This window comes from Microbispora hainanensis, assembly GCF_006874475.1.
Lineage (GTDB): Bacteria > Actinomycetota > Actinomycetes > Streptosporangiales > Streptosporangiaceae > Microbispora > Microbispora hainanensis.
Genome location: NZ_VIRM01000012.1, coordinates 25629 through 48640 on the forward strand (window position 1 = coordinate 25629; position 23012 = coordinate 48640).

Annotated in this window: 18 protein-coding genes; 17 read left to right on the top strand and 1 reads right to left on the bottom strand. The window is 72.1% G+C overall.

Annotated elements, in window-relative coordinates; translation table 11 throughout:
* Window positions 1-261: 261 nt before the first annotated feature.
* From FLX08_RS12230 to FLX08_RS12275, 10 genes are all read left to right on the top strand, one after another.
* Entirely contained in the window at window positions 262-2283 is a 2022-nt protein-coding gene (locus FLX08_RS12230; protein ID WP_142618958.1) for a glycosyltransferase, read from the top strand.
* 77 nt (window positions 2284-2360) lie between these two features.
* The gene (locus tag FLX08_RS12235; protein WP_244312579.1) at window positions 2361-3203 is read left to right on the top strand and encodes a DALR anticodon-binding domain-containing protein; all 843 of its coding nucleotides are present in this window, start codon (window positions 2361-2363) and stop codon (window positions 3201-3203) included.
* A gap of 128 nt (window positions 3204-3331) precedes the next feature.
* Window positions 3332-4738, top strand: coding sequence for a diaminopimelate decarboxylase (gene lysA / locus FLX08_RS12240; protein ID WP_208761407.1), 1407 nt, complete (start codon window positions 3332-3334; stop codon window positions 4736-4738).
* A 42-nt stretch (window positions 4739-4780) separates the two neighbouring features.
* A complete protein-coding gene (locus FLX08_RS12245) occupies window positions 4781-6088 on the top strand; it encodes a homoserine dehydrogenase (protein WP_142618960.1) in 1308 nt (435 codons plus the stop codon).
* A 339-nt stretch (window positions 6089-6427) separates the two neighbouring features.
* A complete protein-coding gene (locus FLX08_RS12250) occupies window positions 6428-6646 on the top strand; it encodes a hypothetical protein (protein WP_142618961.1) in 219 nt (72 codons plus the stop codon).
* The gene (locus FLX08_RS12255) at window positions 6639-7514 is read left to right on the top strand and encodes a hypothetical protein (RefSeq protein WP_142618962.1); all 876 of its coding nucleotides are present in this window, start codon (window positions 6639-6641) and stop codon (window positions 7512-7514) included. Before FLX08_RS12250 ends, FLX08_RS12255 begins: the two co-directional genes overlap by 8 nt.
* Window positions 7515-7829: 315 nt before the next feature.
* Entirely contained in the window at window positions 7830-9311 is a 1482-nt protein-coding gene (locus tag FLX08_RS12260) for a glycosyltransferase family 39 protein (protein ID WP_244312580.1), read from the top strand.
* Window positions 9312-9498: 187 nt separating this feature from the next.
* Window positions 9499-10239, top strand: a complete 741-nt coding sequence (locus tag FLX08_RS12265; protein ID WP_167530380.1) for a polysaccharide deacetylase family protein — start codon at window positions 9499-9501, stop codon at window positions 10237-10239.
* A gap of 121 nt (window positions 10240-10360) precedes the next feature.
* Entirely contained in the window at window positions 10361-11476 is a 1116-nt protein-coding gene (locus FLX08_RS12270; protein WP_244312581.1) for a glycosyltransferase family 2 protein, read from the top strand.
* The gene (locus FLX08_RS12275) at window positions 11473-13134 is read left to right on the top strand and encodes a glycosyltransferase family 2 protein (RefSeq protein ID WP_142618965.1); all 1662 of its coding nucleotides are present in this window, start codon (window positions 11473-11475) and stop codon (window positions 13132-13134) included. The genes FLX08_RS12270 and FLX08_RS12275 overlap by 4 nt, the downstream gene beginning before the upstream one ends.
* Before the next feature lie 211 nt (window positions 13135-13345).
* Here the strand turns inward: FLX08_RS12275 and FLX08_RS12280 are convergent, their stop codons facing one another.
* Entirely contained in the window at window positions 13346-14932 is a 1587-nt protein-coding gene (locus tag FLX08_RS12280; RefSeq protein WP_244312582.1) for a glycosyltransferase family 2 protein, read from the bottom strand.
* A 186-nt stretch (window positions 14933-15118) separates the two neighbouring features.
* Here FLX08_RS12280 and thrC point away from each other — a divergent pair, with 186 nt between their 5' ends.
* From thrC to FLX08_RS12315, 7 genes are all read left to right on the top strand, one after another.
* Window positions 15119-16177 (top strand): threonine synthase, encoded by a 1059-nt coding sequence (thrC, locus tag FLX08_RS12285; RefSeq protein WP_142618966.1) that lies wholly within the window; start codon window positions 15119-15121, stop codon window positions 16175-16177.
* A gap of 41 nt (window positions 16178-16218) precedes the next feature.
* Window positions 16219-17145, top strand: coding sequence for a homoserine kinase (thrB, locus tag FLX08_RS12290; protein WP_142618967.1), 927 nt, complete (start codon window positions 16219-16221; stop codon window positions 17143-17145).
* A gap of 413 nt (window positions 17146-17558) precedes the next feature.
* Window positions 17559-19541 (top strand): transcription termination factor Rho, encoded by a 1983-nt coding sequence (rho, locus tag FLX08_RS12295; RefSeq protein WP_142618968.1) that lies wholly within the window; start codon window positions 17559-17561, stop codon window positions 19539-19541.
* A gap of 254 nt (window positions 19542-19795) precedes the next feature.
* Window positions 19796-20014: a 50S ribosomal protein L31 gene (gene rpmE, locus FLX08_RS12300; RefSeq protein WP_079317149.1), complete on the top strand. Its 219-nt coding sequence runs from the start codon at window positions 19796-19798 to the stop codon at window positions 20012-20014.
* Between the two features lie 107 nt (window positions 20015-20121).
* Entirely contained in the window at window positions 20122-21168 is a 1047-nt protein-coding gene (prfA, locus tag FLX08_RS12305; protein ID WP_244312583.1) for a peptide chain release factor 1, read from the top strand.
* A gap of 222 nt (window positions 21169-21390) precedes the next feature.
* Window positions 21391-22245, top strand: coding sequence for a peptide chain release factor N(5)-glutamine methyltransferase (gene prmC / locus FLX08_RS12310; RefSeq protein ID WP_142618969.1), 855 nt, complete (start codon window positions 21391-21393; stop codon window positions 22243-22245).
* Between the two features lie 88 nt (window positions 22246-22333).
* Window positions 22334-22981, top strand: coding sequence for an L-threonylcarbamoyladenylate synthase (locus FLX08_RS12315; RefSeq protein WP_142618970.1), 648 nt, complete (start codon window positions 22334-22336; stop codon window positions 22979-22981).
* Window positions 22982-23012 lie beyond the last annotated feature (31 nt).

Sequence of the window (23012 nt, forward strand, 5' to 3'; positions counted from 1 at the left end):
GGGCTTTTCGCCAGCTCAGGCTGGCACAGGGGGTGGTCACGTGACGCGTTGGTCGCATGATCGCTGGTGAAATGGTCGCTAGCGTCGTGGTGAATCGGTCGCAGGGTACGTGGTGGATCGGTCGCCTGGTTCGTGAGCCGTTGGTCGCTGGGGAATGTGGCCGGTGAGGTGAGCGAGGTCTGGGCTCCGGCTGAGAGCGATCAGGGCGTTCTGCGAATATTGTGACTCTGGTCCTGAAGGTCTACCGCGGAGTCACCCCCTATGAGCGAGCTAAGCGAGCCGGCAGCCGGACAGCCCGAGCGGAGCGACCCGGCGGCGCTGCGGCAGGCGCTGGCGGAGGCGGTGGAGCGGGCCTCCGGCGCGGCGGAGCTGGCCCGGCTGATCACGGACTACCAGCGGCGGCTGGAGGAGGCGGCGCGCTCGGAGGCCGAGGCGCTGACGAAGATGCGTGAGGCCGAGGCGCGGCTGAAGACCGTCGAGCGGCAGAACGCGCAGCTCGCCAAGCAGCTCGCGGAGCAGAAGTACCAGACCGAGGTCGCCAACTGGAAGCTCGCCTCGCTCCAGGAGAGCCGGTGGAGCAAGCTCGGCGACGCGATCCACAGCAAGAACCCCGGCTCGGTGGCCAGGACGCTCAAGGCGCCGATCAGGAAGCGCCCCGCGCCCAAGCGCTCGGACTTCAAGCCGGAGGTCCCCGCCGTCCCCGAGGTGAAGGCGGCCCCCGCCGCGCCCGAGCCCAAGGCCCCGCAGGTCTCCGCCCCGCTCGCCGAGTCGTTCACGGTGCCCAAGGGCCCGACGGCCCGGCCGTACATGACGGTGGCCGCGATCGTCGACAGGCAGACCGAGGCGCTGCTGCGCTACGAGTGGCGGCTGGTGACCAACTTCGGCCCCGACAACTGGGAGGCCATGCTCGACCAGCAGCAGCCGCACGTGCTGTTCGTCGAGTCCGTACGGCCCGGCCCCCTGCAGGGCAACGGCGGGCGCTGGCTGGAGGCGCTGGCCGGTGAGACACGCGCACTGCGCGACCTGGTGGCGGCCTGCCACAAGCGGGGGATCAAGACGGTCTTCTGGCACTCGGGCGGCGCGGTGTCGCGAGCCGTCCCGGCGGCCGAGCACTTCGAGTACGTACTGGCCACCACGGAGGCCCGCGCCCGCGAGTGGCGCTCCGCGCTGCGGCACGAGCGGGTCGGCGTGCTCCCGCTCGCCATCCAGCCCCGCGTGCACAACCCCATCCCCGCCGAGGGCGGCAGGACCGGGGAGATCGTCACCCTCGGCACGGTCACCCCGCCGGCCGGTGGTGCGGCGTGGCAGCCGCTGGCCGGGCAGGGCGACGACAAGACGCCGTACGACGACGTGCTGACGGCCTACCGGCGGCCGGCCCTGGTGGTCGCGGGCGCCGACGCCGAGCCGAGGGTGATAGGGGAGGTCGCGGCCTGCGGCACCCCGGTGCTCCAGGTGCGGGCCGGGGCGAAGGGCGAGGAAATCCTCGCGGCGGCGGAGATCCTCATGGCCGACGAGGGACGGCTGGCCAGGGAGGCCCATCTCGCCTGGCGGGCCCGCACCAGCGTCACCCCGCTGCTCGACCCGATCCTCGACACCCTCGGCGTGCCGAGCGTGCGGGGCAGCGGCGTGATCTCGGCGATCACCGCCGTCTCCGACCCGGCGGAGCTCGACCGCCTGCTCGCCCAGGTCACCCGTCAGGTCGAACGGCCCGGCCAGATCGTGATCGTCGCGGACGGCCTCGACGCGGGCCTGGTGGACAAGACGGTCCGCCAGTCGTGCCCGGACATCGACGTCGTGGTCCGCGCCACGGGCGAGCCGATCACCCGGGGCGCCGCCCTCGACCGCGCGGTGCGGCTCGCCGACGGCGACTACGTGGCCGTGCTCGACGCCAGGGACCTGTACGGCGAGCACTACCTGGCCGACCTCGTCCGCCACTTCGCCTCCACCGACGCCGAGGTGCTGGGGAAGGCGTCGTTCTACGCCCACCTGCCGGCGACCGGCGCGACCCTGCTGCGCCAGCCGGAGGCCGAGCACCGGTTCCTCCCCGAGGTGGCCGGGGGCACCGTCCTGGCCCGCCGCCAGGTCCTCACCGAGCTCGGCTTCGCCGACGTCTCGGAGGAGTGGGGCGAGGTCCTGATGCGGCAGTGCCGTACGGACGGGGTGCGGGTCTACTCCGCCGACCGCTACTCCTACGTCTGCGTCCGCGACTCGGCCGAGGGCTCGTTGCTCGGCTCGGCGCGCATGGAGGGATACGTCCCGGCCGAGCCCCTCGCCTTGCTCTGACCTCTCCGGCGAGGTCGGCCTAGACTGGCCGCGATGACCACCACAGCCGTCCCGACGACCGCCGCGCCTACGGCGTGATGATCGAGGAGCTGCGCGGCGTCCTCGGCGTCCCGCCGGTGCCGCAGGGATCGTGGGAGCGGGACGCGTGCTTCGTGTCCACGGCCGCGCTGCGTGGAACGACGGCTGCGCTGCGTGGAACGACGGCTGCGCTGAGTGGAACGACGGCTGCGCTCCGTGGAAAGTCGGCTGCGCTGGGGGAAACGGCGGAGGCCCCGGCCGAGGTGGCGGAGCGGCTCGCGGCCCGGCTGCGCGCGGTGCCCGGGGTCCGGCGGGTGGACGTCCGGCCGAACGGCTTCCTCGTCATCGTCGTCGCCACGCCGGGACGGATCGTCGAGGACGTCCTGGCCTCGTCCCAGCGGCAGCGAGCCGCCCCGGTCGCCGTGCCCCGAACGGGGGAAGCCTCGGCCGCGCTCGCGCAGCCGGGAGCCGTGCCCCCGCGGCCGGGTGCCGTCGCGGCGCCGTGGCCGGACTTCCCGCGCACGTGGGACAACCCCGGCTTCGCCGTCCGGTACGCGTACGTGCGGGCGGGAGCCGTACGGCGGTGGGCGGGTGCTCTGGGCGTGCGGACCGGCGTGGCCGCGCGGCCCGAGCTGCTCGACGGCCCGTTCGACCGGGCCGTGCTGCGGGTGCTGGCCGAGCTGCCGAGCAGGAGGGAGAGCCGCGACCCAGGATGGGCGGCGTACCTGGAACGGCTGGCCGAGGTCTACCACACCGCCGTCGAGCGCGCGTGTCCGATTCCCATGGGCGACGAGCCGCCGTCCGAGGTCCACACGGCCCGGGTGCGGATGGGGGAGGCGGTGCGCCTCGTGCTCGGCGAGGGGCTCGTGGAGCTGGGTGTCGCCCCGCCCGGCAAAATCTGAGTCAAACCGCCCGATAGCCGGAAGCAATGCCGTCAACGACCTGCGGATCTGAATATCTTCCTTTCGGGCCGTCTCGCAGGGTGAACAGCGGGCGCGAGTGAATCGCAGGGTCGGCTAGCCTCGTTCGGGTGAGTCGATTCGCCCACCCAGCCGGCGACCTGCACGCCGCTTCATCTATCGTCGCCGTGACCGCCGGACTGCCAGAGGAGCGTCCGCAGCACGTGCCCGCCGACCTCAACGCGCTCGAACCGGCCATCTGGCCGCGAACGTCCGGCAGGGCCGACGGCGCCGTCACCATCGGCGGAATCGACGTACGCGACCTGGCGAAGGAGTTCGGCACGCCTCTGTACGTCATCGACGAGGAGGACTTCCGCTCACGCTGCCGCGAGTATCGATCCGCCTTCCACGACGGCGAGGTCCACTACGCCGCCAAGGCGTTCCTGTGCCGTGAGGTCGCCCGCTGGATCGACCAGGAGGGCCTCGGCCTCGACGTGTGCAGCGCCGGTGAGCTCGCCGTGGCGCTCAGCGTGGGCTTCCCGCCCGAGCGGATCACGATGCACGGCAACAACAAGTCGCTCGCCGAGCTGGAGAAGGCCGTCCAGGTCGGCGTGGGCCACATCGTGGTCGACTCGTACGAGGAGATCGCCCGCCTCGGCTTCCTCGCGGACAAGCACGGCGTGCGGCCGAAGGTGATGATCCGGGTGACCGTGGGCGTCGAGGCCCACACCCACGAGTTCATCGCGACCGCCCACGACGACCAGAAGTTCGGCCTGTCGCTGAGCAGCGGCGCCGCCGCCGAGGCGGTGCGGCGCATCCTCGCGCTGCCGCAGCTCGAACTGGTCGGCCTGCACTCGCACATCGGGTCGCAGATCACCGACACCGGTGGGTTCGAGGTCGCGGCCCGCCGCCTGGCCAGCCTGCTGGTCGAGATCAAGGAGGAGCACGACGTCGTGCTCCCGGAGCTGGACCTCGGCGGCGGATACGGCATCCCGTACGTGGTGGGCGACGAGTCCCTGGACGTCAAGGTCATCGCGGACAGTCTGCGGGAGATCGTCACAAAGGTGTGCGAATCGGCCGGGCTGCCCGTGCCCCGGCTCACGGTCGAGCCGGGTCGTTCGATCGCCGGAGTGTCCGGTGTGACCCTGTACGAGGCCGGTACGGTCAAGGACGTGGAGGGCCTGCGCACGTACGTGAGCGTGGACGGCGGGATGAGCGACAACATCCGCACCGCCCTCTACGGAGCCGAATACACGGCCGTGCTCGCCTCCCGAGTGAGCCAGGCGGCGCCGATGCTGTCGCGCCTGGTCGGCAAGCACTGCGAGAGCGGCGACATGGTCGTGCGCGACCTCTACCTGCCGGGCGACCTGGCCCCCGGAGACCTGATCGCCGTCGCCGGCACCGGCGCCTACTGCCGGTCGCTGGCCAACAACTACAACTATCTGCCCAAGCCCGCCGTCGTCGCGGTGTCCAACGGCCAGGCGCGGGTCATCATCCGCAGGGAGACCGAGGACGACCTGCTCAGGGGGCAGCTGTGACCGCCCGCCCCGAGCAGTCCGGCGGCGAAGCGAGGAGGCATCGTGAGTAAGGCCAAACCGGCGCTCAGGGTCGCGCTGCTGGGCTGCGGCGTCGTCGGTTCGCAGGTCGTGCGCCTGCTCCGCGAGCAGTCCGACGACCTGGCCGCCCGTGTCGGCGCCCCACTGGAGCTGGCCGGCGTGGCCGTGCGCAGGCTGGGGCGCAAGCGGGACACCGACGTGGACCCCGCCCTGCTCACGACCGACGCGGAGGCCCTGGTCACCCGCGACGACGTGGACATCGTGGTCGAGGTGATCGGCGGCATCGAGCCGGCCAGGTCGCTGATCCTCGCCGCCATGGCGCACGGCAAGTCCGTGGTCAGCGCCAACAAGGCGCTGCTGGCCGAGGACGGCGCGACGATCCACAGGGCCGCCCGCGAGAACGGCGCCGACCTCTACTTCGAGGCGAGCGTCGCCGGGGCGATCCCGCTGCTGCGCCCGCTGCGCGAGTCGCTGGCCGGCGACCGGGTGCGCCGCGTGCTGGGCATCGTCAACGGCACCACCAACTACATCCTCGACAAGATGGACTCCACCGGCGCCTCGTTCAACGACGCCCTGGAGGAGGCCCAGGCGCTCGGGTACGCCGAGGCCGACCCCACCGCCGACGTCGAGGGCTTCGACGCCGCCGCCAAGGCCGCGATCCTCGCCGGCATCGCCTTCCACAGCCGGGTGACGGCCGCCGACGTGCACCGCGAGGGCATCACGGAGATCACCGCGGCCGACGTGGCCTCCGCCAAGGGCATGGGCTACGTCATCAAGCTCCTGGCCATCTGCGCCCGCTCCGACGACGGCAAGACGGTCGGCGTCCGGGTGCACCCCGCCATGATCCCGAGGTCGCACCCCCTGGCCGGGGTGCGCGAGGCGTACAACGCCGTCTTCGTGGAGGCCGAGTCGGCCGGGCGGCTCATGTTCTACGGCGCGGGCGCGGGCGGCGCGCCGACCGCGAGCGCCGTGCTGGGCGACATCGTCGCCGTGGCGCGCAACCGCATCGCCGGCACCCGCGGGCCGGAGGAGTCGACGTACGCCGACCTCAAGGTCCACCCGATGGGCGACAGCGTCACCCGCTATCACGTGTCGCTGGACGTCGCGGACAAGCCCGGTGTGCTCGCCCGGGTGGCCGAGATCTTCGCGAGGCACGACGTGTCGATCCAGACGGTGCGGCAGGAGGGCCGTGGCGACGACGCCCAGCTCGTGCTGGTGACCCACCGGGCCAGCGACGCCGCCCTGTCGGCCACGATCAAGGACCTGCGCGACCTGAACATCGTCCGCGCGGTCGCGAGCGTCATGCGGGTCGAGGGCGACGACACGCCCTGACGCCGAGGGCGGCGGCGTGGACTGAAGGAACTCCCGGGCGCTCCGCCCGGGAGTCCCCGTCGCGCCGCCGCGATCATGCCCGGACGGGCCCTGTGCGACCTTCCTCGTCGCCGTGCGGCGGCTCCAGCGGGCAGGGACACCCGGAGCGCCCTCTTGCCGTCGCCACGCCGTGACCAGCCGCAACCGTGGACGGCGGGCCGCGCGTCTCCGCCGGTCGTCATCTGATCACAAAGGGTCTCCAGACACCGGCGGGAGAACCCTGCCGCACCCCTCTGACCGGCCAGGATGTCACCCGTCGAGCCTTTACGAGGGCACCGCACGGACGGAGGAGATCGGCAGATGGGCAAGAGAAGTGTCAACGCCCCTGACGGCCTCACGATCACGGTGCCGGACGGACCCGTGAGCATCGGCAGCGGCGTGCCCGGCGACCCCATCAACGGCCGGCTCGGCGTGGTCACCGTGCCCGGCGAGCGAGCCGCGCTCACCGCGACGTGGGTGGCCACGATGTCGGCCGCCGCGGGCACCTGCACCGGCACGGTGAACCACTCCGTTGCCTGACCGCACAGCCCGCACGATCATCGCCTCCGGCCTGCTCGCGATCGTGTCGTACGCCGCGGCCGTCACACCGGCGGCGGCGTACGACGGTGAGGGGCGGCGGCGGCACGTGACCGTGTATCCCGCCACGGCACGGGTCGGCGACGGAGGGTTCACCTTCGCCCCCGGCCGCGCCGGCAACGAACTGACCTCCTGGATCACGCTCGACCGGACGGAGGTGGACGTGCCGCCGCATGGTCACGTCCCGGTGACGGCCACCGTCGCGGTGCCGCCCGCGGCGTCCAAGGGCGAGCGCTACGCGGTCATCTGGGCGAAGAACTCCTCGGCCTCGCCCGGCCCGTCGGGCGACATCGCGCTCGTCAACCGGGTCGGCGTCCGCACCTATCTGGACGTGGGGCCGGGCGGCGAGCCGCCGACGAGGTTCCGGATCCGCGAGGTGACCGCCGGGCGCACCGACGACGGGCGGCCCCGGCTGGTGGCCGAGGTCGGCAACACGGGGAAACGCGCGGTCGACCTGGAAGGACAGGTGCGGCTGTCGGAGGGGCCGAGCGCGCTCGGCGCCGGGCCGTTCCGCACCGCCGGCGTCACCACCCTGCCTCCCGGCGGCCACGGTCAGGTGGCCGTGCTGCTGGGCGGCGACCTGCCCGCCGGGCCCTGGAAGTTCCGGTTCACCCTGCGCAGCGGCCGCGTCAGCCGTACGGCCACCGGGACGATCACCTTCCCCGCGGCCGGGGAACGGGCGGCGGCGAAGGGCGACCCCAGCGTGCCGGGCCTCGCCGCCTGCGCCGCCGTGGCCCTCGCGGCCGCGGTCCTGCTGGTCGTGAACCTCCGCCGGTTCCGCCGCCGCCCCCTGGACGGCGAAGCCGCCTGACCAACGACCGCGAAGCCGCCTGACCCCGAGGTGCCGTACGGCACCCGCGAACGCCTCGGCGGCCTCACGCAGGCGCAGCCGGCCGCTCTCGGCCGCGCGGTGCGCGCGCCGGGGACGGGCGGCAGCGGGCCCGTAGGCCACCAGCCCGCGGCGCCTCCGAGACCCCGAGATCTCGTACGGTGGTGCCGGGCATGTCCGGAAGGCAGGGCGGTCGCGGGCAACGACTCGATCGGATAACGGCCCGCCGATCCGTGCGTCCGTGCGTGTTCGATGTCCTTTGACATCGCCGAAATGATCAGATCTGTAGGGGGAAGCGTGGTTACGGGCGAGGCGGTCCGGACGTCCGGTCAGAGGACGGATGCCGAAGCGAAGGACTGGCCCCGCTGGACGCCGCTGCTCGCGGGCCTGCTGACCACCTGTGTCGCGATCTCCGGCACCACGGCGTCGCTGTCAGCCGACGAGGTGGCGACCTACAGCGCCGCGGTGGCCCGGCCGCTGAGCGGGCTGTGGGGGCTCGTCCAGCAGATCGACGGCCACTTCCTGCCCTACTACCTGCTCATCCACGTCTGGTCGTGGCTGGGGGAGGCCGAGTGGTGGCTGCGTCTGCCCTCTGCCCTCGCGGCCGGGGTTGCGGCGGGCTTCCTGGCCGACCTCGGCCGCCGGCTGGCCGGTCCCCGGGCGGGCGTGCTGGCCGCGGCGCTGTTCGCCATATTGCCGTCGGTGTCCTACCACGGGGCGAACGCCCGGCCGTACGCGTTCGCGGCGGCGGCGGCCGTCATCTCCGCGTGGACGCTGCACCGGGTGGCCGAGGCGCCCACCGGCTCGCGAACCCGCTGGTACGCGGCGTCGGTGGCGCTCCTCGGCTGCACCCATCTGTTCTCGGTGCTGGTGCTCCCGGCCCAGTTCCTGGCCGCCCTGCTCGTGCTGCCCCGCCGTACGTTCCTGACCAGGATCGTCCCCGCGATGGCGGTGGGGTGCGTCCCCCTCGCGATCCTCGCGCTGGTGGGCTGGGGCGAGCGCCACGCGATCAGCTGGATCGAGCCGCACGGGCCCGACGTGCTGCTGAAGTTCCCCAAGCACGCGGCGGGCTCCGACCTCGCGGGCCCGCCGCTGTTCGCCCTCGCCGTCGTGGGAGTGGTGATCCTGCTGCGCAGGTCGGTGCCCTGGGGCGTCCTCGCCGGCGGCTGGCTCGTCCTCCCGCCCGCGCTGCTGCTCCTGGTCGACGCGCTGGTGACCCCGGCCTACGTGGACCGTTACGTGTTCGTCACGGCGCCCGCCCTGGCCCTGGCGGCAGGCGTGGCGCTGGCCTCGGTGCGCCTGGCCCCCGTGCCCTTCGCGCTGGTCGGCGTGCCCGTCGTGCTGGCCGTCGCGCTGCTGGGGCTGCCCGCGCAGGCCGACTATCGGCAGCGCAACGGCCACTACGACGACTTCCCCGGCGCGCTCGGGGTGATCCAGGCGCGGGAGCGCCCCGGCGACGCCATCGTGTACGGCCAGAGCCGGCTGCGCACCGGCTTCGTCTACTACGGCCGTGAAAACCTGCCCGACGACGTGCTTCTCAAGGGACAGGGCCCCGCCTTCGAGTACGTGGAGCGGGACGACCTGGCCGAGGCCCTGGCCGGGCACCGCCGGGTCTGGGTGGTCTGGCGGGGGACGAAGCAGGCCGGGCTGACGGGAAAGAAGATCCCCAGGGTGGCTTCCGTGCGCGCGGCCGGATACCGTCTTTCGACGGCCTGGCATTCCGCGGAGCTGCCGGGCCTCACCGTCGCACTGTTCGAGCGCGCTCGTGGCAGGAGCTGAGCGATGTTGGACCGTTTCATTACGGTTGGACATCGCGTGCAAGAGTAATTGCCACGGGTGAGTAAAGTTTCTCTCCATGCGACTTACGGTGAAGAGACTTCTTCCGGCCTGTCTCCTAACCGCGGCGTCGATCGCGGGACTCCAGCACCCTGCCGCGGCGGCGGCCGGATCGGCCGTCCCGGCGCACGTGACACAACAGCAAGCGCGGGCGGCCGGGGTGCCGACAGTGGTCCTCACCTTCGACGACAGCACGGCCGACCACCTCGCCGTCGCCAAGATGCTGAGCAGGCGCGGACTCAAGGGCACCTTCTATGTCAACAGCGGCCGCCTCGGCAAACGCGGCTTCCTGAGCGTGGCCGCCGTACGGGCCATCGCGAAGCAGGGCCACGAGATCGGCGGCCACACCCTCCACCATCCGCATCTGCCGGAGATGTTCGACGCCGCCCAGCAGGCCGAGATCTGCGACGACAGACGGGCGCTGCTGAAGATGGGCTTCGCCGTGCGCTCGTTCGCCTATCCGTTCGGGGCCATGGACGAGTCGAGTAAGCGGATCGCGATGGGCTGCGGCTACAACAGCGCGCGCGACATCAACGGCCTCTACCGGCCCGACAGCTGCCGTGCCTGCCCGGTCACCGAGTCGATCCCGCCCGCGGACCCCGCCGCCGTACGCGCCACGAGCCAGACCCACCTGCCGCGTACGGCCCGCACGCTGCGCGAGTTCGTCACCCGTGCGCAGCAGGAGAGCGACCCCGGCGTGGTGACCTTCGTGTTCCACGAGATCAAGAACCAGCCGCGGGACCAGTACGCGACGGCGCCCAAGGAGTTCGCCGCCTTCATCGACTGGGTGGCCAAGCAGCGGAAGGCCGGGAAGATCGACGTGAGGACGATGGGCGACGTGGTCGGCGGGGAAGTTTCGCCCGCCCCGTGATCCCGTCTGTCGCGCCGTGTCACAGCGAGTCGTCAGGTTGACCTTCACGGTCACAGGGATTCACAAGGTTCGGCTGATACAAGTTCACCAGCCTGTAAACGGACGCGCGGGAGGGACCACCGTGACGGTGACGACCGGCATCTGCTCGCCGTACGGCTTCACGCGCAGCCCGACCGAGGAGACCGCGACGCTGTCCTGGAGCGACGGACGGTGGACGGTGGCAGGCCGCCCGCTGGCCGTCCCTCCGCAGGCCGACGACGTCGCCGCCCTCCGGCCGCTGCGCGGGCTCCGGGTGGAGTGGCCGGAGCGGCCTGCCCCTGGGGCGCTGGACGTGATCGCCGCCCTGGCCGCCGCGGGGGTGCCGCTCACCGGCCAGGACCCGCCGGGATGGGTGCGGGAGGACGATCCCGTGCTCGCCGGCCTGGTCGCGGCCTGGACTCCCGAGGCCGACGACGGCAGGCCCGACTCGGTCGCCGATCTGCGCAGGGAAGAGCACAGCGTGCGCCTGCGCAGGCACGCGCTGCGGACGACGGGCGTCGGCACCGGCCTCGCCCCGGTGACCGTCGTCATGGCCACGCGGCGGCCCCACTACGTGGCCCACGCGCTGCGGCAGCTCGCCCGGCAGCGGGGCGTCGGCCTGGAGGCGGTCGTCGCCCTGCACGGGTTCCCGGCGGCGCGGGTGCGGGAGGCGCTCGCGGAGTTCCCCCACCCGATGACGGTCGTCGAGGCCGACCCGGAGGCGCCGCTCGGGGCCGTGCTCAACATGGCGGCGGCACGGGCGTCCACCGGCATCGTCACCAAATGGGACGACGACGACTGGTATGGCCCCGAGCACCTGGCCGACCTGCTGCTGGCCATGGCCTATTCCGGAGCGGAGCTGGTCGGGACCGCGCCGGAGTTCTTCTACCTGCAGCCCCTCGACGCGACGATCCGCCGCGTCGACTACAGCAGCGAGGTGTGGGCCGACCACGTCGCGGGCGGCACGATCATGGTCGGCCGCGAGACCTTCGAGCAGGCCGGCGGCTTCGGGGCGCTCGACCGCGGGGAGGACGCGCACCTCCTGCGGGCGGTCGCGGCGGGCGGCGGACGCGTCTACCGCACCCACGGCCTGGGCTACATCCTGCGGCGATCGGTCGGCGCCGAGCACACCTGGAACCTTCCTCTTGCCCACTTTCTGCGAGTCGCCGCGAACCAGTGGCGCGGCTTTCGCCCAAGTGTGATGTTGGAAGCACCATGACGCCACGCATAAGGGGAAACGACTACACCGTCCTGCGGCCGCCCGCCCTCGGGTCGTCGTGGACGCCCCGTCTGCGGGTCAGCGTGGTGATCCCCGCCTACGCCGATCAGGTCAAGCTCGATCTCGCGCTCGCCGGGCTGGCCAGGCAGACCTACCCGGCCGACCTGCTCGAAGTGATCGTGGTCGACAACGGCAGCGATCCGCCGCTGCGCCTGCCGGAGATCCGGCCCCGCGACACGCGGCTGCTGGTCTGCGCGGCTCCGGGACGGGCCAGGGCCCGCAACACCGGCCTGGCCGCCGCGACGGGCGACGTCATCCACTGGATGGACTCCGACGTCGTGCCCGAGCCGGAGGAGGTGGAGGCGCACATGCGCTGGCACCACCTCGCGCCCTATCTGTCGGTCACCTCCTACCTGCGCTTCACCACCGCCCCGCTGCCCGGCCCCGCCGACGTCGCGCGTACGGACGACCTGGCGAAGCTCTTCGAACCGGCCGAGCCGCACGCCTGGATCGAGGACCTGGTGCAGCGGTCGCACGGGCTGGTCAACTCGCCGCGGCCGTTCAGCATCCACATCGGCGGCGCGTCGTCGGTCTCGGCGCGGCTGTTCGAACGGGCCGGGCCGATGGACCCGGAGATGATCCTCGGCCAGGACACCGAGATGGGATACCGGCTCGCCCAGGCGGGCGCGGTCTTCATCCCCGACCCGCAGGCCAGGGCCTACCACCTCGGCCCGTCGATGCGCATGCGCGACAGCGCGCCGATCAGCAGGGTCAGCCACGCCCTGGTCACCGACCGGGTGCCCGGCTATCGGTGGCTGCGCACCCATCCCTCGCGGCAGTGGAAGGTCCCGCAGGTGGAGGTCCTCGTGGACGCCACCGCGGGGTCGTACGACGAGGTCAGGGCCACCGTCGACGGCGTGCTGGCCGGCACGGTGACCGACCTCGCCGTGGTGCTGACCGGCCCGTGGGAGGAGCTCGCGCCCGAGCAGCGCGCGCCGCTCAAGGACCCGCGCCTCGATCTCGTGCTGCTGCGGGCCCACTACACCCACGAGGGCCGGGTGCGGCTGGCCACCATGGCGTCCGACACCCAGTCGCCCTACCGCCTGCGTATCCCGCCCGGATGGGTGCCCGAGGAGGACGGCATCGGCCGGCTGCTCGACGTGCTGCGCGGGCGGGAACGCGGACTGGTGAGCGTGCTCCTGGCCGAGGACGCCGAAGGCGTCACCGTCGCCCGGCTGGAGCGCACGGAGGCGTTCTCCCGCGCCGCCCTCGTCGTAGAGGAGGGCGAGGACCTCGACGACGCCGTCGACGAGATGTTCGGCGTCTACTGGGTCGACGGCGAGACCTTCGGCTTCCGGACGGCGGAGGAGGCCCCGGCCTTCGTGAGAGCGCGCGCCGCCTATCGCAAGCGCGTGCAGGCGGAGGCCGAGGTCGAGCGGCTGACCAAGGAGGTCGAGCGGCTGCGGGAACAGGTCGCCAGATGGCGCGACGAGGCCGGGCGGTGGCGCAAGTCCGCCGTCGAGTTCCGCCGTGAGATGGGCGCCCTGCGGCGGCAGGTGTCGGTGCTGCGCGGGCAGGTCTCGGCGCTGCACCGCGGCCGCGGCCTGCGCGGCATCGCCCGCGGCCTGCGCCGGCCTTTCACGTTCAAGAAGACCTGACCGCCCCGCCGGTCGCGAGGCGGCACGGACATCCCGCGCCGATCGCGACCGGCGGTAGTCCTTTCCGGCGCATTCGCGCGGATCGCGGAGCCGGGACCGGTTGCCGAACCCCCGCATCCCGCCCGCGCCGCCCGTCTCCTCCCGCGTCCCGACCACTGCTCGGGGCGGGTCGGTGGCCGGGGCTCCGGGTCAGGAGCGGCGGGGCTGCGGGTCAGGAGCGGCGGAACAGGCCGCGACGGCGCGGCGGCGCCGCCTCCGGTTGCGGGCCGTGAGCCGCGGCCGGTTTCGAGTTCGCCTGCGCCGCACCCGGGCTCGCCGTGACCTGTGGCTCGACGGCGTTCGGCACGGGGTTCGGCACGGCGTTCGGCACAGCGGGCGCGGCCGGTCTCGCCGCCGCGGAAGGCCCCTCGAACTCGCTCGCCGCGTCGTGCCGTACGCCGTGGGTCTGGGTGATCACGTCGGCCGGGTCCTCACCCGGCGCGGCGAGCCGGCGGGCGCGCGCGACGGCCTCGGTCCGCTCCAGGGTGGCCGTGCCCCCGCCCGGCAGGTCGAGGACCAGCAGGCCGATGCGTTCCTCCAGCATCGCCTTGACCGCCCGCTCCAGCAGCGCCGGAGCCGGAGGGCTGTCTACCGGCGCGGTGTAGCGGAAGGGGACGGGCGCGGCCGTTGGCGCCGCCCGGTCAGCGAACCGCACCCGCGCGTCGTGCCCGAACGCCGCCTTGACCAGGGCGAGATCGAACGCTTCCGTCCCCGGCGCCCACCGGCGTCCGCCGTCGAGCGACGACCAGGGGCCGGTCAGCGTCACCACGACGTCGGTGAGCGTGCCGCGCAGCACCGCGTCGACCGCCGCGACGATCCGCCGCTCGTCCGCCCCGGTGACGTCGAAGACGACCTCCACGTACGGCACGAGCCAGCGCCGGCCGGGCACCTTGCGCAGGTCACGGCGGAGCGGGACCCGGTGTGCCAGGTGGGCCTCGACGAGCCGGACGATCGACTTGCCGTGCTCGCCGCGCTGGGCCGGCAGGCCCAGATGCACGGCGCGGGCCTCCATGTCGGGGACGAACACCGCCCCGGCCTGGGCGAGGCGGTAGGCGAACTCGGTGTCCTGGCCGCGCACCACCTCGGGATCGAACCCCCGGACGTCGTCGAGCAGGGCCCGCCGCAGGGAGACCGTCGGGCCGGTGCACACCTGATAGGGGTTCTTACTGGCCCGCAGGCCGTCGAGGCGGCGGATCGTCTCCTCGGTCGAGCTGGACACCAGCGCGGACGGGTCGAACAGGTCCTCGGGCGAGCCGTGCCGTACGGCCTCGTGGACCTGCGCCGGAGTGAGGGCGGGCTCCTCGGCGAACCTCTTGCCGCCGATCGTGACGAGATAGTCGGTGAGGTGGTGCCAGCGGAACAGCGCCTCCAGGTGCTCCCGCGAGATCACCATGTCGGCGTCGAGACGCTGCACGATCTCGCCCTCGGCCGCCGCGATGCCGGCGTTCATCGCGTGCCCCGCGCCCCATCCTCCGGGCGGCACGACCACGACGCGGGTGTTGTCGGGCCGCAGGTCGGGCAGGCGCAGCGGAGGGTCGCTGCGGTCGTCCACCACGATCACCTCGATGAGGTGCGCGGGATAGGTCTGCGCGGCCAGCGCGGCCAGCGTCAGGTCGAGGCGGTGCTGCCCGCCGTGCGCGGGAATGACGACACTCGCGCTGAGCGTGGGCGTCCACTCGCCGATGGGCGGCGGCGTGAGCGGAGAGTAGTCGTTGTGGCGAATCCTCGGCCGGGGCTCCACGCCCGTCAGGTGGGCCAATCCTCGTCCTTCACAGCGTTGGTCAAAAGGTTGCTCCACCCTAGCGAAAGCGGCTGACGGTTCCCTAAGGTGACGCCCAATATGTCCATTTGGTGGACAACGGAGTCCGCACGTCAGACGGTTGGCCGTAGACTCGGTGACCGATACCCCTGGTGACACGCGTACGCGCGCGTGGGAGGAGCGACAATGTTCAGGGCTTGGCGTGGCCTGATCGAGGAGTACCGCGACCGTCTGCCGGTATCCACGACGACGCCCGTGGTGACCCTGCTCGAGGGCGGCACGCCGCTCGTCCCGGCCAGGCGGGTGTCCCAGATCACGGGCTGTGACGTCCACCTCAAGGTCGAGGGCCTCAATCCGACCGGCAGCTTCAAGGACCGCGGCATGACCGTGGCGATCAGCAAGGCCGTCGAGGAGGGCGCCCAGGCGGTCATCTGCGCGTCCACCGGCAACACCAGCGCCTCGGCCGCCGCCTACGCCGTACGGGCCGGGCTGACCTGCGCCGTCCTCGTGCCGCGCGGGAAGATCGCGATGGGCAAGCTCGCGCAGGCGCTGGTGCACGGCGCCAGGCTGCTCCAGGTCGAGGGCTCGTTCGACGACTGCCTGGAGATGACCAGGAAGCTGGCCGAGACCTACCCGATCGCGCTGGTCAACTCCGTCAACCCGCACCGGCTGCAGGGCCAGAAGACGGCGGCCTTCGAGATCGTCGACGCGCTCGGCGACGCGCCCGACGTCCACTGCATCCCGGTCGGCAACGCCGGCAACATCTCGGCCTACTGGATGGGCTACAAGGAGTACGCCGAGGACGGCGTGGCCACCAAGCGCCCGCGCATGCTGGGGTTCCAGGCGAGCGGCGCGGCGCCGCTGGTCGGCGGCAGTCCCGTGACGCACCCGCAGACGATCGCCACGGCGATCAGGATCGGCAACCCGGCCTCGTGGCGGCTCGCCGAGGCCGCGCGCGACGAGTCCGGCGGCGACATTCAGGCCGTGACCGACCGCCAGATCGCCGCTGCGTACAAGCTGCTCGCCCAGGAGGAGGGCGTGTTCGTCGAGCTCGCCTCCGCCGCGAGCGTCGCCGGCCTGCTCCAGGCGCACGAGCGGGGCCTGCTCACGCCCGGGCAGCGGGTCGTGTGCACCGTGACCGGCAACGGCCTGAAGGACCCCGACTGGGCCATCTCCGGCGCCCCGGCGCCGGTGACGATCCCGATCGACGCCTACGCCGCCGCGGCCGCGCTCGGCCTTGGCTGACCGGCCTCTATTCCCGCCCATAAAAGGGTTCAGGTGACGAATTGACGGACAGTCACGGTGTCGTCGTCCGCGTGCCGGCGACGAGCGCCAACCTCGGCCCCGGTTTCGACAGCCTCGGCCTCGCCCTCGACCTGTACGACGAGGTGGAGGCCGAGATCTCCGGCTCGCCCGGCGTGCGGATCGAGGTGGAGGGCCAGGGCGCCGGTGAGCTGGACGAGGGCGAGGGCCACCTCGTCGTCAGGACGATGCGGGCGACGTTCGACCGCATGGGGTTCGCCCAGCCGGACGGCGTCGCGCTGCGCTGCCGCAACCGCATCCCGCACGCGCGGGGGCTCGGCTCGTCGTCGGCGGCGATCTGCGCCGGCATCCTCGCCGCCCGCGCCCTCGTACGCGCGCGGGGCGCGGGGGATCTGCCGGACTCCGAGGTGTTCGCGCTGGCCACGGAGCTGGAGGGGCATCCCGACAACGTGGCGCCGTGCCTGGCGGGCGGGCTCACCATCGCCTGGACCGACCAGTCGGGGGTGGCGAGTATGGTGAAACTGAGCCCGCACGAGGACGTCCGGCCCGTGGTGCTGATCCCGGATTTCCGGTTGTCCACAGAGGAGGCTCGAGGGCTGCTGCCGAAGGACGTACCGCATTCCGACGCGGCGGCCAACGCGGGGCGGGCGGCTCTGCTCGTCGCGGCGCTCACGCAGAGACCGGAACCGGATCTCCTGCTCGCCGCCACCGAAGACCGTCTGCACCAGTGGTACCGCGCTCCCGCGATGCCCCGCACCGCTGAACTGGTGCGACGGCTTCGCGAGGCCGGGGTGCCCGCCGTCGTCTCGGGGGCCGGTCCGACGGTTCTCGCGTTGACGACACGGGACACCGAGGATTTGATCGCGCCAGAAGTGGGTAATGACTGGCACATCCAGCCAATGAACGTCGACCCGCTTGGTGCGTACGTTCGGTTTCCCGAGACACGCTGATGCTTCTTCGACCTTCAGGGAATAGCTGTGCGCGCTGGTGATGTTAGGCTGATAGCCGCACCAGGTGCCCCCGTGTTGGGTGCGTGCTTGTCATTCGCACATCGCTGCACTTCGCCTCGCGTCCTTCGACGCGGGCAGGGCGATTTCCCCGAAACCGTTTCCTCCAGTCGGCACACCTTCGGGTGGCATGGCCAGAGGCGGCGTTCTCGGAGACATGCGCGTTCGAACCACCAAGACATCTGGTCGGTGGCGGCAATCCGGGGGATCGCCCCCGGGCACCTACCGCTCGCGGATCCCGAGGGTCATCGACACATGAGATTCGCGAAGCCCGACCCGGTCTGTCCCGCCGGGTCGCATCACCGGGACGCCTGGACGCACGATTCTGGCGCCCGACCCCTGGGAAGGACCCTTAGTTGAGCGACACCACCGAACTCCTCTCCGACGGCCAGGCCGCCGGCGACACCCCCACTTCCGCCCCGGCCCGTCCGCGACGTCGCTCCGGCACCGGCCTGGCTGGCATGGTGCTCCCCGAGCTTCAGGCCCTGGCGACCAGCCTCGGCATCACGGGGACCGGACGGATGCGCAAGAGCCAGCTCATCGCGGCCATCCAGGAGAAGCAGGGCGGATCGGGAGACACCGCGGCCGAGCCGAAGGCCGCCGCAGAAGCGCCCGCAGTCGCCGAGCGCCCTGCCCGTGGCCGCCGGGAACGTTCCCGCGCCGCCCAGGCCTCCGCGCCCGAGCCGGCGCCGGCCGCCGAGCCCGCCGTCGCGGCTCGTGAGGAGCGGCCCGTGGTCGAGGCGGCGCCCGCCGTGGCCGCCGAGGCCGCGCAGAACGGCGCCGCCACCGTAGCCGAACCGCAGGCCGAGGCCGCCGCCCAGCCGGAGACCCGCAGCGAGCGGCCCGAGCGCGGCGACCGCCGCGAGCGCCGCACGCGCGGTGAGCGTGGCGAGCGGGGCCGCGAGCGTGACGGCCGCGGTGATCAGCGCGGTGACCAGCGTGGCGACCAGCGTGGTGACCAGCGCGCCGTCGATGCGGGAGACGGCGGCCAGGGCCGTCGTGACCAGCAGGGCCGCGGCGACAACCGCTCCGACGGGCGTGACGGCCGTGACGGCCGCGGCGACAGCCGTACGGACAGCCGCGCCGACGGCAAGGGCGACCAGCAGGGCGAGGACGGCCGCGGGCGCCGTGGCCGCTTCCGGGAGCGCGGCCGCCGTGGGCGCGACCGTTTCGAGGGCAACGAGCCGGTCATCGGCGAGGACGACGTCCTGATCCCGATCGCCGGCATCCTGGACATCCTCGACAACTACGCCTTCGTGCGGACCAGCGGCTACCTTCCGGGCGCGAACGACGTCTACGTCTCACTCGCCCAGATCCGCCGCAACGGCCTGCGCAAGGGCGACGTCATCACCGGCGCCGTCCGGCAGCCGAGGGACGGCGAGCGGCGCGAGAAGTTCAACGCTCTCGTCCGCCTCGACACCGTCAACGGCATGGACCCGGAGCAGGCCCGTCAGCGGCCCGACTTCAACAAGCTCACGCCGCTCTACCCGCAGGAGCGCCTGCGCCTGGAGACCGAGCCCAACGTCCTGACCACGCGGATCATCGACCTCGTCTCGCCGATCGGCAAGGGCCAGCGCGGCCTCATCGTGTCGCCGCCCAAGGCCGGCAAGACCATGGTGCTCCAGGCGATCGCCAACGCGATCACGCGTAACAACCCGGAGTGCCACCTGATGGTCGTCCTCGTCGACGAGCGTCCGGAAGAGGTCACCGACATGCAGCGGTCGGTGAAGGGCGAGGTCATCCACTCGACCTTCGACCGCCCGGCCGAGGACCACACCACCGTCGCCGAGCTCGCCATCGAGCGGGCCAAGCGCCTGGTGGAGCTGGGCCACGACGTCGTCGTCCTGCTCGACTCGATCACCCGCCTCGGGCGCGCGTACAACCTCGCGGCGCCGGCGAGCGGCCGCATCCTGTCCGGTGGTGTCGACTCGACCGCGCTCTACCCGCCGAAGCGGTTCTTCGGCGCCGCCCGCAACATCGAGAACGGCGGCTCGCTGACGATCCTCGCCACCGCGCTGGTCGAGACCGGTTCCAAGATGGACGAGGTCATCTTCGAGGAGTTCAAGGGCACCGGCAACATGGAGCTCAAGCTCAACCGGTCGCTCGCGGACAAGCGCATCTTCCCGGCGGTGGACGTGGACGCGTCCGGCACCCGCAAGGAGGAGATCCTCATGGCCAAGGAGGAGCTGTCCATCGTCTGGAAGCTCCGCCGCGTCCTCCACGCCCTCGACATGCAGCAGGCGCTGGAGCTCCTTCTCGAGAAGATGAAGGAGACCAAGTCCAACGCCGAGTTCCTGCTCCAGGTGCAGAAGACCACGGTCAGCAACGACCGCGACTGACGCCCTTCCGGCCGACGCCCCGGACGGCCCGTGCCGTACGGGGCGTCGGCGTGATCCGCCGATCCGCCGCCCCGTCACCACGGTGTCCGGCCCAGGAATAGCCCATGGCCTGGGATGGTTGGAGGATCTGGCACACTGGTAGCCGAACCGCAGCGGTACCGGTTCCCGCAGCCGCGCATCACAGGTGTGCCGATGCGCGCAGGCCGTGACAGGCGAAGCGACCCGGCGACCGCGCCTAGCGTTAGGACTGAGACATGAAGCCCGACATCCACCCGGAGTACGTGGTCACCCAGGTGACCTGCACCTGCGGGAACACCTTCACCACGCGTAGCACCGCGAAGAACGGTGTGATCCACGCCGACGTCTGCTCCGCCTGCCACCCCTTCTACACGGGCAAGCAGAAGATCCTCGACACCGGTGGCCGGGTGGCGCGCTTCGAGGCGCGCTTCGGCAAGAAGGCCCAGAGCAAGTAGCTCCTCCAGGACGCCGGCTCGGGGGCGCCCCTTTCGCGGGGCGTCTCCGGGTCGGCGTTCTTGGTGATTACGGCCTTTACCGAGGAGCTTGAGCAAAGGAGCGTGCGGTGAACCTCGACGAGATCATGAGTGAGTACGCGGATCTGGAACTGCGGCTCGCCGACCCCGCCGTGCACGCCGACCAGAGCAAGGCGCGGACGTACGGCAAGCGTTACGCCGTGCTCACGCCGATCGTCGCGACCTACCGGGAGCTCGAAGGCGTACGGCAGGACCTCGCCGCCGCGCGCGAGCTGGCGGCGGAGGACCCGGCGTTCGCGGAGGAGGCGGCCGAGCTCGAAGGCCGCATCCCGGTGCTGGAGGAGAAGCTCACCCGTCTCCTGGTCCCGCGCGACCCCAACGACGACAAGGACGTCATCATGGAGATCAAGGCGGGCGAGGGCGGCCAGGAGTCGGCCCTGTTCGCCGGAGACCTCCTGCGGATGTACCTCAGGTACGCCGAGCGGATCGGCTACAAGACCGAGATCATCGACGCCCAGCACTCCGACCTCGGCGGCTACAAGGACGTCACCGTCGCCATCAAGGGCAGGGAGGGCGTCTGGTCGCGGCTCAAGTTCGAGGGCGGCGTGCACCGCGTGCAGCGGGTGCCGGTGACCGAGTCGCAGGGCCGCATCCACACCTCGGCCGCCGGCGTGCTCGTCTACCCCGAGGCCGAGGAGGTCGACGTCCAGATCGACCCCAACGACCTGCGGATCGACGTGTTCCGCTCCAGCGGTCCCGGCGGTCAGAGCGTCAACACGACCGACTCGGCGGTGCGCATCACCCACCTCCCGACGGGCGTCGTCGTCTCCTGCCAGAACGAGAAGAGCCAGCTCCAGAACAAGGAGTCGGCGCTGCGCATCCTGCGCGCCCGGCTGCTCGCGATGGCGCAGGAGGAGGCCGAGGCGGCGGCGATGGCCGAGCGCAAGTCGCAGGTGCGCACGGTCGACCGCTCCGAGCGCATCCGCACCTACAACTTCCCGGAGAACCGCATCTCCGATCACCGCGTGGGCTTCAAGGCCTACAACCTGGACCAAGTCCTGGACGGCGATCTCGACGCGGTGATACAGGCTTTGCTCGACGCGGAACTCGCGGAGAAGCTGGCCGCTCATTCGTGAGCCCGCGGCGAGCCTGATGAGGGGACGATGGGAGAAGCGGTGATGGACGTGGGACGTCGAGCGACAGTGGGCCGTCCCGGCGGCCTGTCTGCCCATGAGCGACGTTTCCCCGGCCACGGCGGCCCGTCTGCCCACGAACGACCTTTCCCCGGCCACGGCGCCCCCTCTGCCCATGACCGGCGATTCCCCCGCCACGCCGCGAGGACCGTGCTGTAAGAGACCATGACCTTCCTGCTCGACGAAATCGCCCTCGCCACCGCCCGGCTCGCCGAGGCGGGAGTGCCGTCACCGCGAACGGACGCCGAGGAGATCGCGGCATTCATCCACGGCGTCCCGCGGGGCATGCTGCACACGGTCAAGGACGCCGACTTCGACGCGCGGTTCTGGGAGGGCGTCGCCCGGCGCGAGGCACGCGAGCCGCTGCAGCACATCACCGGCCGCGCCTACTTCCGCTACCTCTCCCTGGAGGTCGGCCCCGGCGTGTTCGTGCCCAGGCCGGAGACCGAGGTCGTGGCCGGCTGGGCGATCGACCGGCTGCGCGAGATGGACGTCGCCTCTCCCGTCGTGGTCGACCTCGGCACCGGTTCCGGGGCCATCGCGCTGTCGATCGCGCAGGAGGTCGCGCTGGCTCAGGTGCACGCCGTCGAGATCGACCCCGTGGCGTACGGCTGGGCCAAGCGCAACATCCTCGAACACGGCCAGGGCCGCACGACGCTGCATCCCGAGGACCTGGCCGACTGTCTGCCGGAACTGGACGGCCAGGTCGACCTGGTCATCTCCAACCCGCCGTACATCCCGCCCGGAGCGATCCCGCGCGATCCCGAGGTGCGCGACTACGACCCCTCGCGGGCCCTCTACGGATCGGGGGAGGACGGTCTGGACGAGGTGAGAGCAGTCGAGCGCACGGCGCGGCGGCTGCTGCGGCCCGGCGGGTTCGCCGTGGTCGAGCACGCCGACCAGCAGGGCAACGCCGTCTATTGGCTGTTCGCCGAGGAGAACGGCTGGCGCGACGTGCGGTTGCGCCAGGACCTGACCGGCCGGGACAGGTTCGTCACGGCCCGGCTGAGCTTGGACTGACCCAGACCGACCCCGGTGTGACGCGAACGGCCCGGGCGGTGGCCACGGCGGCGGCGGAGTCGGGCGGGACACGTGGAAGGATGGCTTCGTGAGCCGACGGTTTGACTGTGCCGACCAGACGGAGCGGATGACCGGATTGGCGGAGGCGATCTCGACGGTACGGCGGGGCGAGCTCGTGGTGCTGCCCACCGACACCGTCTATGGGGTCGGCGCCGACGCCTTCACCCCTTCCGCCGTCAACGCCCTGCTGGAGGCCAAGGGCCGGGGCAGGGACATCCCCGTGCCCGTCCTCGTGGGCACCGTACGGGCCGCCAACGCCCTCGTGGAGAGCCTCGGGACGTATGGGCAGGACCTGGTGGACGCCTTCTGGCCCGGGCCGCTCACGCTCATCCTCAGGGCCAACCGGTCGCTGTCGTGGGACCTCGGCGACACCAAGGGGACGGTGGCCCTCCGCATGCCGCTGCACCCGGTCGCGCTGGACCTTCTCAAGGAGACCGGCCCCATGGCCGTCTCCAGCGCCAACCGGTCCGGCAACCCGCCGCCCACCACGGTGGACGAGGCCGAGGAGCAGCTCGGCGACGCGGTGGACGTCTACCTCGACGCCGGCCCCTGCGCCGACACCATTCCGTCCACGATCGTCGATCTCACCACAGCCGTGCCCCGGGTGCTGCGCAAGGGTGCGATCCCCGTGGACAAGATCCGCGCCCTCGTGGGATACCTCGCCACCGAGGAGTGACCGCGATCCGGGCGTACGTCTCACATGGCGA

Excerpts from the sequence above, each read along its gene's own strand:
- FLX08_RS12230 (WP_142618958.1), top strand. The coding sequence starts at position 262 with ATGAGCGAGCTAAGCGAGCCGGCAGCCGGACAGCCCGAGCGGAGCGAC.
- FLX08_RS12235 (WP_244312579.1), top strand. The coding sequence starts at position 2,361 with ATGATCGAGGAGCTGCGCGGCGTCCTCGGCGTCCCGCCGGTGCCGCAG.
- FLX08_RS12250 (WP_142618961.1), top strand. The coding sequence starts at position 6,428 with ATGGGCAAGAGAAGTGTCAACGCCCCTGACGGCCTCACGATCACGGTG.
- FLX08_RS12275 (WP_142618965.1), top strand. The coding sequence starts at position 11,473 with ATGACGCCACGCATAAGGGGAAACGACTACACCGTCCTGCGGCCGCCC.
- thrC (WP_142618966.1), top strand. The coding sequence starts at position 15,119 with ATGTTCAGGGCTTGGCGTGGCCTGATCGAGGAGTACCGCGACCGTCTG.
- rpmE (WP_079317149.1), top strand. The coding sequence starts at position 19,796 with ATGAAGCCCGACATCCACCCGGAGTACGTGGTCACCCAGGTGACCTGC.
- prmC (WP_142618969.1), top strand. The coding sequence starts at position 21,391 with ATGACCTTCCTGCTCGACGAAATCGCCCTCGCCACCGCCCGGCTCGCC.